Below are 13,374 nucleotides of genomic sequence, written 5' to 3' on the forward strand. Positions count from 1 at the left end.
TGTTGTAGTTGTTCAGCTCAGAGGCCAATGCTGGTGACAGGCGTGACGCACCGCGCCGGCGCTGCTCAGCTTGAGCAGGTCGTGGCTGATACGCCGGCATTGCGCGGCGTCGAGGTGGCGTACACGGTCTTTGATTTCGCCGATCTGCACCGGGCTTACCGACAGTTCGCTGACGCCCAGGCCGATCAGTACCGGCGTGGCCAGCGGATCGGAGGCCAGCGCGCCGCAGACGCCGACCCAACGGTCATGCACCGCCGCACCGGCACAGGTCTGGGCAATCAGCCGCAACAGGGCCGGGTGCATCGCATCGACGCGGGAGGCGAGGCCGGCGTGGTCGCGGTCCATGGCCAGGGTGTACTGGGATAAATCGTTGGTGCCGATGGACAGGAAGTCCGCATGCTCTGCCAGTTGCTCGGCGAGCAATGCGGCGGCCGGGACTTCGATCATCACGCCCAGTTCCGGGCGATCACTGATGCCGAGTTCAATGCACAGGGCATCGAGACGCTGACGGATGTGCAGCAATTCATCGACCTCAGTGACCATCGGCAGCAGGATTCGGCAACGCGACAGCGGGCGGGTGTGCAGCAGTGCGCGCAGTTGCTGGTCGAGAATTTCCGGACGCAGCTGAGCCAGGCGAATACCGCGCAGGCCGAGCACCGGGTTGGCCTCGACCGGCAATGGCAGGTAATCGAGTTGCTTGTCGCCGCCAACGTCGATGGTGCGGATGATCACCGACTTGTCGCCCATGGCGTCGAGGACGGCTTGATAGGCGAGGCATTGCTCCTGTTCATCCGGCGCGGTGTGGCGGTCCACAAAAAGAAATTCGGTGCGCAGCAGGCCCACGCCATCGGCGCCATTGGCCAGCGCATCGGCCGCTTCGGCGCTGGAGGCGACATTGGCGGCGACTTCGATGTGCACGCCATCGCGCGTCAGTGCCGGGGTGTGCGCTTGAGACTGCTGGAGCGCGCGGCGTTGCTGATGCTCGAGTTGCGCTTGGTGCACTTCGGTCAGGCGTTCGGTGGTTGGCATCAGTTCGAGTCGCCCGCCATCGGCATCCAGCACCACTGCTTGGCTTTGTTCCTGATCCAGCAGCGCCGACCCCAGCGCAACCAGACACGGCAGGCCTTTGCCCCGCGCAAGAATCGCCACGTGAGACGTCGCGCCACCCTCGGCCATGCACAACCCGGCGACGCCTTGCTGGCTCAGTTGCAGCAAGTCCGACGGCGTCAGCTCATGGGCGGCGACGATGGCGCCGGCCGGTACATCGTAGTGCCAGGCTTCGCCGAGCAAGGCGCGCAACGCGCGTTGCTTGAGGTCGCGCAGATCGTTGGCGCGTTCGGCCAGTAACGGGCTGCCGAGTCGCTGGAGAACCTCGCATTGAGTGTCGATCGATTGGCTCCAGGCGTGGGTCGCCGCTGTGCCCTGTTCGATGGAAGCTTGCGCCGTGTCCAGCAGCGCCGGGTCTTCAAGCAAGGCAAGGTGCGCGGCGAAGATCGCTTCTTCGTCCGTGTTCCTGTGCTTTTTGGCTTGAGAGAGGGTGTGGTCGATTTCGCTGCGCACCACGTTCAGCGCGGCATCGAGCGCCTGCAGTTGTTGCGCCGGATCGTGGTGCCCGGCATCCACCGGCAGGCTGATGGCGCTCAAGCGAAACAACGGCCCGGCCACCAGACCGGGTGCTGCACAAACACCGTGCAGTACGCCCGCTTCGGCCGTTCGATGGTGGCGGGTCATAGGGGCTGGCGCGGCGGCGTGGTTGTCCTCGGCCAGCGCGGTGGATAACGCGATCAGCAATGCTTGCAGCGCCGCTTCGGCATCCGGGCCCTGGCAACTGACCTGAACGTCGTCCTGCTCGCCGATGGCCAGGCCCATTAGCCCGATCAGGCTGTTACAGGTCGCCGATTTGCCAGCGAAATGCAGCTGCGATGTGCTTTTGAAGCCTTGAGCGGTCTGGCGAATCAGTGCTGCGGGCCGAGCGTGCAGGCCACCACGGTGGGCGACGCGAACGTGGCCGACATGTTCTTCCCCTAAAAGCTCCACTTCGGCCTGCGCCCCCGAGCCCTGGCGACGAATGATGTGCAGCAACGGCTCGCCGACCTTTACCGACTTCAGCGTAATGGGCCGCGCCTGAAAGTCCTGGCTGTTGGTCAGGATCATCAGGCTGACCAGGCTTTTACACTGCTGCGCCACCTTGTCCAGGTCGTAGCGCAACAGCGGCTGACCATTGCTGACGCGCGCGCCTTCCTTGACCAGCATCGAGAACCCTTCACCTTGCAATTCGACCGTGTCCAGGCCCAGGTGCAGCAGCAATTCGGCACCGTTGTCGGCGCGCAAGGTGACGGCGTGTCCGGTACGAGCAACATGCACCACCACTCCCGCGCACGGTGCATGAAGCGTGTCGTTGAGCGGGTCGATGGCGATCCCGTCGCCCATGGCGCCGCTGGCGAACACCGGGTCCGGAACTTTGGCGAGCGTCAGCACCGGGCCGCTGAGCGGGGCGCTGAGGGTCAGCTCTTTATTATTGTTGTGCATGGCTCGGTCTCATCAGAAAAACTACGGTTCGGATCAACTCGCCCCTGTAGGAGCTGTCGAGTGAAACGAGGCTGCGATCTTTGGATCTTGTTTTTTAAAATCTAAAATCAAAAGATCGCAGCCTCGTTTCACTCGACAGCTCCTACAGGGTTGCTCGTTCGGCCTTCGAGTTAGTGCGTGCGCGTCACTTTGCTCAAATGACGCGGCTGGTCCGGGTCCAGGCCGCGGGCCACCGCTAAACCGGCGGCCATGACGTAGAAACTCTGGATCGCCAGAATCGGATCAAGGGCCGGGTGTTCTGCGCGGGTCAGGGTGAGGTCGCGTTCGGCAATGTCATCCGGTGCAGCGAGCAGAACCCGAGCGCCGCGCTGGCGCATGTCGGCGGCGAGGCTCAGCAAACCAGCCTGCTCGGCACCGCGTGGGGCGAAGATCAGCAACGGGTAGTTTTCATCGATCAATGCCATCGGCCCGTGACGGACCTCGGCGCTGCTGAAGGCTTCGGCCTGAATCGCCGAGGTTTCCTTGAACTTCAGTGCTGCCTCCTGGGCGATGGCGAAACCGGCGCCGCGACCGATGACCATCAAGCGTTGGCAATCGCGCAGGGCGTCGATGGCCAGGCTCCAGTCCTGTTTCGCCGCCTCGCGCAAACCTTCGGGCAAGGCATTGCCGGCCTCCAGCAACTCCATGTCGTCTTTCCAATGAGCGATCAACCGGGCACTGGCGCTGAGGGTGGCGATAAAACTCTTGGTGGCGGCGACGCTGCTTTCGGTGCCGGCCAGCAGCGGCAAGCTGAATTCACAGGCGGCTTCCAGCGGTGAACTCTCGGCGTTGACCATCGAGATGCTCAGGGCGCCACGCTTGCGCAGCAAACGCAGGCTGTTCACCAGATCGGGGCTTTGCCCGGATTGCGAAAAGGCGAAGGCCACCTGGCCGCTGACCTTCAACGGCGCTTGCAGCATGGTTACCACCGACATCGGCAACGACGCCACCGGAAATCCCAATTGCTGCATGGTCAGGTAGGCGAAGTAACTGGCGGCATGATCGGAGCTCCCGCGAGCGACCGTCATCACCACTTGTGGTGGCTGGCGACGCAGGCGTGCGGCGATCTCGATCATCTGCGGGTCGAGTTGTTCCAGTTGGGCTTGCACGGCCTCGAACGAGGACAGCGCCTCTTCAAGCATTTTTGAAGTCAATGTCTTCTCCTTCGACCATGACGGCGGTCAGTGTGAGTGAGCGATCCAGCCGCACGCTGTCGGCCCAGCTGCCTGGCGCAAGGCGGCCACGTTCCTGGAGGCCGAGGTAGTCGGCGGGGAATTGCGAAAGACGTTGCGAGGCTTCGGCGACCGATAACCCGACTTTCACCAGATTGCGCAGCGCCTGATCCATGGTCAGCGTGCTGCCGGCCAGCGTGCCATCGGGCAAGCGCACGCCACCCAGGCACTTGGTGACCGTGTGGCTGCCGAGCTTGTATTCACCGTCCGGCATGCCGGCGGCGGCGGTGGAGTCGGTGACGCAATACAGGCAGGGAATGGCGCGCAGGGCGACGCGGATGGCGCCGGGATGCACGTGCAGCAAGTCCGGGATCAGTTCGGCGTACTTGGCGTGAGCCAGTGCGGCGCCGACGATGCCCGGCTCGCGGTGGTGCAACGGACTCATGGCGTTGTAGAGGTGGGTGAAACTGCTGGCGCCGGCCGCCAGCGCGGCAACGCCTTCCTCATAACTGCCGAGGGTGTGGCCGATTTGCATGCGGATACCGCGCGCACTGAGGTCGCGGATCAAGGCGTCGTGGCCGGCGATTTCCGGGGCAATGGTGATCACCCGGATCGGTGCCAGGGCCAAATATTCTTCGACTTCGGCCATCAGCGCGGTGTGGGCGAAATTCGGTTGGGCGCCGAGTTTTCCGGGGTTGATGTAGGGACCTTCCAGGTGCACGCCAAGCACGCGGGCGCAGCCTTTGGGCCGTTGCTCGGAAAACTCGCCGATGGCCTTGAGCACGCTGGAAATCTCTTCGCTTGGCGCGGTCATGGTGGTGGCCAGCAGCGCGGTGGTGCCGAAACGTACGTGGGTTTTGCTGATGGTTTCGAAGGCGCTGGCGCCTTCCATGATGTCTTTTCCGCCACCGCCGTGAACGTGCAGGTCGATGAAACCGGGCAGCAGGTAGGGCAAGTCGTTGTCGGCCGGATCGCACGGCACGCCTTCAATGGACACGACCTTGCCCTGTTCGTGAATCAGCCGGCCGCGAACCCAGCCGTGGGCGGTGAGGATGTTGTCTTCGGACATGATCGGTTCTCGTTGCTCGATGAGCGGCAAAGCCTTTTGGTGGCGCAGCCTTTTATCTACGAAGCTCTTTATCTGCGAAGCTCTGCGACAAAGTCGTAGTAGTCGTTGCGGCAATAGGTGTCGGTGACTTCAATTGGCGTGTTGTCCTCCAGGTAGCCGACCCGGGTCATCAGCAGCATGGCGGTGCCGGGGGCGATGCCGACCAGGGCGGCGAATTCGTCCGAGGCGTTGATCGCCTGGATATGTTGCAGGGCGCGGACGATCGGCTTGCCGATGCCGTCGAGGTATTCGTAAAGGGAGTCGCCCACCGCTTGTGGTTTGGGAATGATCGAGGCGGGCAGGGTGCTCATCTCGATCGCCATGACGGTGTCGTCGGCTTTGCGCAGGCGTTTGAGCCGCGCGACCTTGTCGTTCGGTGAAAGACCGAGGCGGATCAGTTCTTCGTGGGTCGGCGGGGTGATTTCGCGCTCCAGCCATTGCGAACCGGGGACGAAGCCCTTGAGGCGCAGCATCTCGCTGAACCCGGAAAGGCGCGACAGCGGTTGTTCGAGGCGTGGCGTGATGAACGTGCCGGAGCCTTGATTGCGGCGGATCAGGCCTTGCTCGAACAGCACTTCCAGCGCTTTGCGCGCGGTGACCCGCGAAATGCCCAGCACTTCGCTGAGATTGCGCTCTGACGGCATGGCCTGTTCGGCTTTCCACTGGCCAGCGTGGATCGCCATTTCCAGATTGCGCGCCAGTTGCAAGTACAGCGGCGTTGGCTGTGTGTCGTCGGGGCGTAAGGCCTGGAGGTCATTCATGTTGGGATGTCCGATGCGGATATTGGAGTGTTGTTTCCCGCGAATGGCCGAAAATTAATACCACTTGAATACCATGTCAATGCCAGTACTTTGCTGCAGGCACCGCAAAGCATGGCCTGCCGGACAAGCTGGAGGCGGTGAGGTTTTAAGTGGTATTAGCGGTGGGGATTTTGAATGCAAAGATCGCAGCCTACGGCAGCGCCTGGAGGGAGAATTGGTATCCTCCCCGTCAGGCGCTGATGCGGGCTGCGATCTTTTGAATTTTTTTTTTTTTTTTTCGAGGGGCGACGGAAGGTCGTCGTTACGGGCGAATCTCGATCATCGTGCCATCGGGCACCAGGCCCCAGACTTCGCGCATGTCCATGTTGCGCATGGCGATGCAGCCGTCGGTCCAGTCCAGCGTGTGGAACAGGTCTTCGGGGGTGTCTTCGGTGTCTGGTGTGCCATGGATCATGATCATGCTCCCCGGCGCGACGCCTTCACGCCGGGCGCGGGCAGAGTCGCTGATGTTCGGGTAGGAAATGTGCATCGCCAGATTGAATTTGTCGCTGACCTTGCGCCAGTCCAGCCAATAGAAACCTTCAGGCGTGCGCTTGTCGCCTTCCATCAGCTTCGGCCCCCTGGGGCTTTTGCCCAGGGAGATGCGATAGGTCTTGATCGGCTTGCCGTCGTTGATCAGCTGCAATTGATGGGCGGATTTCAAAACCAGAACTTTCTCGATGACTCTGCCGTTCAGGGTCTCCGCTACGGAAGCCTGTGACAGGGCAACGAAAGTCAAACAAAACACGGCAAGCAACCAGCGCATTGAAACGATATCCCTGAAAGGTGTCGCGACTATTTAGTTAGTTATAGGTGATTTTGGAGCCAGGAGCTTTAGGTGTTGGCAGGCTGAGCAAGCGGCGGGATCGATTCGGACCGCACAGGGTAGACCTCGGTCCGCCGGTCAGCGAAGAAGCATTCTAGGGTACGGCCCACCGTGCGGAAAGCCAGCTCGGACCACGGGATGTCGGCTTCGTCGAAAAGCTGCACCTCCAGGCTCTCGGGACCCGCGGAAAAATCCAGGTCCACCAGTTCGGCGCGAAAGAATACATGCACCTGACTGATGTGCGGTACATCGATCAACGTATAGATGCTCAGGTTGCGCACCCGGGCGCAGGCCTCTTCGGCCGTTTCGCGAATAGCCGCCTGCTCGATGGTTTCACCGTTCTCCATGAACCCGGCGGGCAGGGTCCAGTAACCGAGCCGAGGCTCGATGGCGCGTCGGCACAGCAACACTTTCGAGCCCCAGGTCGCCACACATCCGGCGACGATGTTGGGGTTTTGATAGTGAATCGTCTGACAGTTGTCGCAGACAAAACGCAGGCGCGAATCGCCTTCGGGAATGCGCTGGGTGACCGGGTTGCCGCACTGACTGCAAAATTTCATGCTTGGGTTCCTGAATGCTGCGCCTATCTTGGCGTGCGTCGGTGTCTGTCGGCAAGTTGTCGTTTAGCGACATGCAGCGGTTATGGGGTTGGGCGACAGGTTCGATTGGTGCATGATGCAAGGTAGCTAACAAGTCGAGAAGTCTCATGCTGGACGAGCTACTGCATCGAGTAAGCAACCACATCCCACGCACACTGGAAACCGACAAGCGTTTCCCCGAGGCCGCGGTATTGGTGCCCATCACTCGCAGTGACGAACCGGAACTGGTTCTGACCCTGCGCGCCAGCGGGCTCTCGACCCATGGCGGTGAAGTGGCCTTTCCCGGTGGTCGTCGCGATCCCGAAGATCCCGACCTGATTTTCACCGCGCTGCGCGAAGCCGAAGAAGAAATCGGTCTACCGCCAGGGCTGGTCGAAGTCATTGGCCCGTTAAGCCCGTTGATTTCCCTGCATGGCATCAAGGTCACACCGTATGTCGGCGTCATTCCGGACTTTGTCGAATACCTGGCCAACGATGCCGAAATCGCAGCGGTGTTCAGTGTGCCTCTGGAGTTCTTCCGCGAAGATCCCCGGGAACACACTCACCGCATCGATTACCAGGGGCGCAGTTGGTACGTGCCGAGTTATCGTTACGGCGAGTACAAGATCTGGGGCCTGACCGCGATCATGATCGTCGAGTTGATCAACCTGCTTTATGACGCTGACATCAGCCTGCACCACCCACCCAAAAGTTTTATCAATAGTTGAAGCCATCGTTCGTATGGCGAGAAACGCGGCTGCCTGAGCCTTGAGGAAAACAAGATGAAATACCGCCTGGGCGATGCCCGCGTCGAAACCCATCCGCTGAGTTGGGTTGCGCCCAATGCCGTGCTGGTGGGCAAGGTCAAACTGGAAGAGGGTGCCAACGTCTGGTTCAACGCCGTGCTGCGTGGCGACAACGAGCTGATCCTGATCGGCAAGAACAGCAACGTCCAGGACGGCACGGTGATGCACACCGACATGGGCTACCCGCTGACCATCGGTACCGGCGTGACCATCGGCCACAACGCCATGCTTCACGGCTGCACCGTGGGCGACTACAGCCTGATCGGCATCAACGCGGTGATTCTCAACGGCGCGAAGATCGGCAAGAACTGCATCATCGGCGCCAACTCGCTGATCGGAGAGGGCAAGGAGATTCCGGACGGCTCGCTGGTCATGGGCTCGCCGGGCAAGGTGGTTCGAGAACTGACCGAGCCGCAGAAAAAGATGCTGGAGGCCAGTGCCGCGCACTATGTGCACAACTCGCAGCGTTATGCCCGCGATCTGGTCGAGCAGGACGAATGAGCGCCACTGAACGACCGGTCCTGTCGCCCTGCGTGAATATTTGTGCGCTGGACGAGGATGATATTTGCACCGGGTGCCAGCGCACGGTGGAGGAAATCACCCGTTGGAGCCGGATGGATAATGAAGAGCGCCGCAAGGTGCTGGGGTTGTGTCATGAGCGGGCCAAATCCAGCGGCCTGCTCTGGATGCTGGGCAAAACGCCTGACCTGTAGGCGCTGTGTAGCAGCTGTGTAGGAGCTGTCGAGTGCAACGAGGCTGCGATCTTTTGACTTGGTTTCTTAAAAGACAAGATCAAAAGATCGCAGCCTCGTTGCACTCCTCAGCTCCTACGCTACTCTGTGCGCCAAATTGACAGGTATCCCACGTCCCCATGTTCTTCCTGATCGCCTACATCAGCAGCGTTGTGCTGATCAACTACGCCTTTTCCACCGCCCCGCACCTGGACATCATCTGGTCGGCCTGGGGCGGGTTGGTGTTTGTCTTGCGCGATATGGTGCAAACACGCTTCGGCCACGGCGCCATCGCCGCAATGCTCGCTGCCCTGGTCCTGTCCTACGTCACGTCCGATCCGTCCATTGCCTTGGCCAGCGCCACGGCGTTCGCGGTGTCCGAGTGCATTGACTGGCTGGTATTCAGCGTCACCAAGCGGCCCTTGCACGATCGCCTGTGGATAAGTTCGGCCCTGAGCATTCCCCTCGATACCTTCATCTTCTTCGGCATGATCGACGCGTTCACACCGGGCGTGATCCTCACCGCCATGGGCTCCAAGTTCGCCGGTGTCACCGCCGTGTGGCTGATCATGGCCTGGCGCCTGCGCAAACAGGCCGTCGTCAGCTGAAGCCAAACCCTGCGGTTCATGTAAAATGCCGCGCTTTGGGGACGCGCGCACGTTGCTGCATCCCTCGATGATCCGCTTCTTGAGGACCTGAGATGACCCGTATCGGAACTCCATTGTCGCCAACTGCGACCCGCGTATTGCTGTGTGGCTGTGGTGAGTTGGGCAAGGAAGTGGTGATCGAGCTGCAACGCCTGGGCGTTGAAGTGATCGCCGTGGATCGCTACGCCAATGCGCCGGCCATGCAGGTTGCGCATCGCAGCCACGTGATCAACATGCTCGACGGCGCCGCCCTGCGTGCGGTCATCGAAGCCGAGAAGCCGCACTTCATCGTGCCGGAAATCGAAGCCATCGCCACCGCGACCCTCGTGGAACTGGAAGCCGAAGGCTTCACCGTGATCCCGACCGCGCGTGCCGCACAGCTGACCATGAACCGCGAAGGCATCCGTCGCCTGGCCGCCGAAGAGCTGGACCTGCCGACCTCGCCTTATCACTTCGCCGACACCTTCGAGGATTACAGCAAGGCCGTCGAGGACCTGGGCTTCCCGTGCGTGGTCAAGCCGGTGATGAGTTCGTCGGGTAAAGGCCAAAGCCTGCTGCGCAGCGCCGATGACGTGAAAACCGCTTGGGATTACGCGCAGGAAGGCGGTCGTGCCGGGAAAGGCCGCGTGATCATCGAAGGCTTCATCGATTTTGATTACGAAATTACGCTGCTGACCGTGCGTCACATTGGCGGCACGACGTTCTGTGCGCCAGTCGGCCATCGTCAGGAGAAGGGCGACTATCAGGAATCCTGGCAGCCACAAGCCATGAGCCCGATTGCCCTGGCAGAATCCGAGCGCGTTGCCAAAGCGGTCACCGAAGCCTTGGGCGGTCGCGGTCTGTTTGGTGTCGAGCTGTTCATAAAAGGCGATCAGGTGTGGTTCAGCGAAGTATCGCCGCGTCCGCATGACACCGGTCTGGTGACGTTGATTTCTCAGGATCTGTCGCAGTTCGCGCTGCACGCACGGGCAATACTCGGCCTGCCGATTCCATTGGTCCGTCAGTTCGGGCCTTCGGCTTCGGCGGTGATTCTGGTGGAGGGGCAATCGACCCAGACAGCTTTTGCCAATCTGGGGGCTGCATTGAGCGAGCCGGATACGGCGTTGCGCCTGTTCGGCAAGCCTGAAGTGAACGGTCAGCGCCGGATGGGCGTGGCGTTGGCGCGGGATGAGTCGATTGAGGCCGCTCGTGCCAAAGCGACCCGTGCTGCTCAGGCTGTCGTCGTCGAGCTGTAAACGAGGCGCGCCTTTCGCGGGCAAGCCCGCTCCCACAGGGTTCTTGGTTGTCCACATATTGTGTGTACACCCCAGGTCCCATGTGGGAGCGGGCTTGCTCGCGAAGCTTTTGCTTTTGCTTTTGCTTTAGGCCACCCGATTCAGGTCGTTATTTCGCGTTTCCTTCAGGCACAGCACAGCAATCAAACTCAGCACCGCCGCCCCCGACACATACCCGCCGACATAACTCAAACCGCCCATTGCCACCAGTTTCTGTGCGAAGAACGGCGCCGCCGAGGCTCCAACGATGCCGCCCAGGTTGTAGGCCGCCGATGCGCCGGTGTAGCGAACGTGGGTTGGAAACAGCTCCGGCAGCAGCGCGCCCATTGGCGCGAACGTCACGCCCATCAGAAACAGCTCGATGCACAGGAACAGCGCAACGCCCCAGGTCGCCCCCTGAGTCAGCAGCGGTTCCATCAGAAATCCGGACAGAATCGCCAGCACGCCGCCTATGATCAGTACCGGCTTGCGCCCGTAACGATCACTGGCCCAGGCCGATAACGGTGTTGCCGCCGCCATGAACAGGACGGCGAAGCACAGCAGGGCAAGGAAGGTTTCGCGCGTGTAACCCAGCGTCGACACGCCATAACTCAACGAAAACACCGTCGAGATGTAGAACAGCGCGTAGCACACCACCATCGAACCGGCACCCAACAGCATCGGTGCCCAGTATTGGCTGAACAGCTCGATCAGCGGGATCTTCACTCGTTCCTGACGGGCCATGGCGTTGGCGAACACCGGCGTCTCGTGGAGCTTGAGGCGTACGTACAAGCCAACCATCACCAGCACGGCGCTGAGCAGGAACGGAATCCGCCAGCCCCACGAGCGGAACTGCTCGTCATTCAAGGTCATGGCCAATGTCAGGAACAGGCCGTTGGCGGCCAGAAAGCCGATGGAAGGGCCGAGCTGCGGAAACATGCCGAACCAGGCACGTTTGCCCTTGGGCGCGTTCTCCGTCGCCAGCAACGCTGCGCCACCCCATTCGCCACCGAGCCCAAGGCCTTGGCCAAAACGCAGGACACACAACAGGATCGGCGCCCAGGCGCCAATGCTGTCGTAACCCGGCAATACGCCGATTAATGTGGTGCACACGCCCATTAACAGGAGGGAGGCAACCAGTGTCGATTTGCGCCCGATACGGTCGCCGAAGTGACCGAACAGGGCCGAACCCAGCGGTCGGGCCAGAAAAGCGATACCAAAGGTGAGGAACGCCGAGAGCATCTGCGCGGTGCCGGAAGTCTGCGGAAAGAACACCGGACCGATCACCAGCGCGGCGGCTGTGGCGTAGACGTAGAAGTCGTAAAACTCGATGGCAGTGCCGATAAAACTCGCCGTCGCTACGCGGGTGGCGGAGTTGGTCGGTTGCGCAGGCGTGGTGTCGCTGAAAACGGTGCTGGTCGTCATGCGATGATCCCTGACAGTCATGCTCCAGTGGAGCGAATTATTATGGTCGAACACCCAGGGATGTGGGTTTGGAGCGGTGTGCGGGTAGCACGGGGGTAGGGCGAGGCTTGGGTAAGCGGCTCGATTATAGGAAGGCGGCTAACGATTCAACAAGGGGCTTGGGGTGCAAGGGCGCTGCCACAGGTTCCGGGCCTTGAACAACGGGATTGCGTCAGACCTGAGGGAGTGCCGGAACCGAACTGGTATGCCAGATGAGTACGCGCGTGACGCGGTTGTCCTCGGTCTCAAGAATCTCGAGGCGATAGCGCCCGATTTTCAGGCATACCGCACTGTCGGGAATCGTCTCCAGCGCTTCGGTGACCAAACCGTTGAGGGTTTTCGGGCCGTCGCTGGGCAGGTGCCAGCCCAGGGTCTTGTTCAGTTCGCGAATCGACGCCGCGCCTTCGATCACTAGTCGCCCGTCAGGCTGCGGATGGATGTGCGGGTTGTCCAGGCTGTGCTGGCTCTCGAACTCACCGACGATTTCTTCAAGGATGTCTTCAAGCGTCACGATGCCCAGCACTTCGCCGTATTCGTCGACCACCATGCCCAGGCGCCGCTGCTGCTTGTGGAAATTCAGCAGTTGCAGTTGCAGCGGCGTGCTTTCAGGCACGAAGTACGGTTCGTGACTGGCGGCCAGCAGCGCCTCGAATGTCAGGCTGCCATCGGGTAGCAAGTGCCGGATCTGTCGGGTGTTCAGCACCGCTTCGACCTGGTTGATGTCGCTGTGGAACACCGGAAGGCGCGTGCGCTTGTTATTGCGCAGCTGTTCGATGATTTCTTCAATCGGGTCGTCGAGGTTGATCCCGTCGACGTCACTGCGCGGCACCAGGATGTCGTTGACCGTGATGTTGTCGAGCGCGTGGATGCCCGCGAGCGGGTGTGGGCGGCAGACGGGCTGCTCGTGGTTGTCGTGCCGTTCGTTCGGCGACTCGTCTTCGCTCTGCTGCACGACTTTGGGTTTGCGGGCAAACGGCCGCATCAGCAACTGGGCGAGGGCATTTAGCAGCCAGGCGGCCGGGTAGATGATTTTCAACGGCGCGCCGAGCAACGTGTTGCCCAAGGCGAGGATGGCGTCCGGATAGCGCACGGCCAGGGTGCGCGGCAGGTAGTCGGCGAACACCAGAAGCACGGCACCGGCGACCGCGCAGGCAATCCAGGGGCCGTTTTGCGCCCAGGTGAAGATCGCCAGCAATGTACTGATGACCATGACTAGCGCACGGCACAGCGTATTGCACAAAATCAGGCTATTGATCGGGAAGCTCAGCTTCGCCACCGGTTTGTCGCTCGAGCGCGAGGCGGTGCGCTGGGCCAGCAAGTGTTGTTGTGCTGTTTCGATGGCGGTAAACAACCCAGACCACAAAATCAGCAGGGCCAATACCGCGAGCATCGGCCCTATGGGCAAGTCGTCCATTATTGCC

The 13,374-nt window shown here is 61.3% G+C and carries 13 protein-coding genes; 5 read left to right on the forward strand and 8 right to left on the reverse strand.

What is annotated here, in order from left to right; genetic code table 11:
• Positions 1-12: 12 nt before the first annotated feature.
• The 6 genes from ptsP to K5K95_RS14015 form a co-directional block, all read right to left on the reverse strand.
• On the reverse strand, positions 13-2,529 hold the full coding sequence (gene ptsP, locus K5K95_RS13990; protein ID WP_222589897.1) for a phosphoenolpyruvate--protein phosphotransferase: 2,517 nt from the start codon (positions 2,527-2,529) through the stop codon (positions 13-15).
• A gap of 170 nt (positions 2,530-2,699) precedes the next feature.
• Positions 2,700-3,722: an SIS domain-containing protein gene (locus K5K95_RS13995; RefSeq protein WP_222589898.1), complete on the reverse strand. Its 1,023-nt coding sequence runs from the start codon at positions 3,720-3,722 to the stop codon at positions 2,700-2,702.
• A complete protein-coding gene (nagA, locus tag K5K95_RS14000) occupies positions 3,703-4,809 on the reverse strand; it encodes an N-acetylglucosamine-6-phosphate deacetylase (protein WP_222589899.1) in 1,107 nt (368 codons plus the stop codon). The genes K5K95_RS13995 and nagA overlap by 20 nt, the downstream gene beginning before the upstream one ends.
• A gap of 68 nt (positions 4,810-4,877) precedes the next feature.
• On the reverse strand, positions 4,878-5,609 hold the full coding sequence (locus K5K95_RS14005; protein WP_222589900.1) for a GntR family transcriptional regulator: 732 nt from the start codon (positions 5,607-5,609) through the stop codon (positions 4,878-4,880).
• Between the two features lie 301 nt (positions 5,610-5,910).
• Positions 5,911-6,414: a murein L,D-transpeptidase family protein gene (locus K5K95_RS14010; RefSeq protein WP_222589901.1), complete on the reverse strand. Its 504-nt coding sequence runs from the start codon at positions 6,412-6,414 to the stop codon at positions 5,911-5,913.
• A gap of 68 nt (positions 6,415-6,482) precedes the next feature.
• Positions 6,483-7,034, reverse strand: a complete 552-nt coding sequence (locus tag K5K95_RS14015; protein ID WP_222589902.1) for an NUDIX hydrolase — start codon at positions 7,032-7,034, stop codon at positions 6,483-6,485.
• A 146-nt stretch (positions 7,035-7,180) separates the two neighbouring features.
• On the opposite strand from K5K95_RS14015, the gene K5K95_RS14020 reads away from it, so the two are divergent.
• From K5K95_RS14020 to purT, 5 genes are all read left to right on the forward strand, one after another.
• Positions 7,181-7,780: a CoA pyrophosphatase gene (locus K5K95_RS14020; protein ID WP_090188037.1), complete on the forward strand. Its 600-nt coding sequence runs from the start codon at positions 7,181-7,183 to the stop codon at positions 7,778-7,780.
• 54 nt (positions 7,781-7,834) lie between these two features.
• Positions 7,835-8,359 carry a gamma carbonic anhydrase family protein gene (locus K5K95_RS14025; RefSeq protein ID WP_222589903.1) on the forward strand — a complete coding sequence of 175 codons (525 nt, stop codon included), beginning with the start codon at positions 7,835-7,837 and terminating at the stop codon, positions 8,357-8,359.
• Entirely contained in the window at positions 8,356-8,571 is a 216-nt protein-coding gene (locus K5K95_RS14030; RefSeq protein WP_222589904.1) for a DUF1289 domain-containing protein, read from the forward strand. The genes K5K95_RS14025 and K5K95_RS14030 overlap by 4 nt, the downstream gene beginning before the upstream one ends.
• 158 nt (positions 8,572-8,729) lie before the next feature.
• Positions 8,730-9,197: a preQ0 transporter gene (locus tag K5K95_RS14035; RefSeq protein ID WP_222589905.1), complete on the forward strand. Its 468-nt coding sequence runs from the start codon at positions 8,730-8,732 to the stop codon at positions 9,195-9,197.
• A 92-nt stretch (positions 9,198-9,289) separates the two neighbouring features.
• Positions 9,290-10,471, forward strand: coding sequence for a formate-dependent phosphoribosylglycinamide formyltransferase (gene purT, locus K5K95_RS14040; protein WP_222589906.1), 1,182 nt, complete (start codon positions 9,290-9,292; stop codon positions 10,469-10,471).
• A 126-nt stretch (positions 10,472-10,597) separates the two neighbouring features.
• On the opposite strand, the gene K5K95_RS14045 is transcribed toward purT, so the two are convergent.
• Together K5K95_RS14045 and K5K95_RS14050 are read right to left on the reverse strand one after the other, a co-directional pair.
• Entirely contained in the window at positions 10,598-11,914 is a 1,317-nt protein-coding gene (locus K5K95_RS14045) for an MFS transporter (protein WP_222589907.1), read from the reverse strand.
• A 211-nt stretch (positions 11,915-12,125) separates the two neighbouring features.
• Positions 12,126-13,367 carry an HlyC/CorC family transporter gene (locus K5K95_RS14050; RefSeq protein ID WP_222589908.1) on the reverse strand — a complete coding sequence of 414 codons (1,242 nt, stop codon included), beginning with the start codon at positions 13,365-13,367 and terminating at the stop codon, positions 12,126-12,128.
• Positions 13,368-13,374: the final 7 nt, after the last annotated feature.

Source organism: Pseudomonas sp. DR48 (genome assembly GCF_019823085.1).
GTDB lineage: Bacteria > Pseudomonadota > Gammaproteobacteria > Pseudomonadales > Pseudomonadaceae > Aquipseudomonas.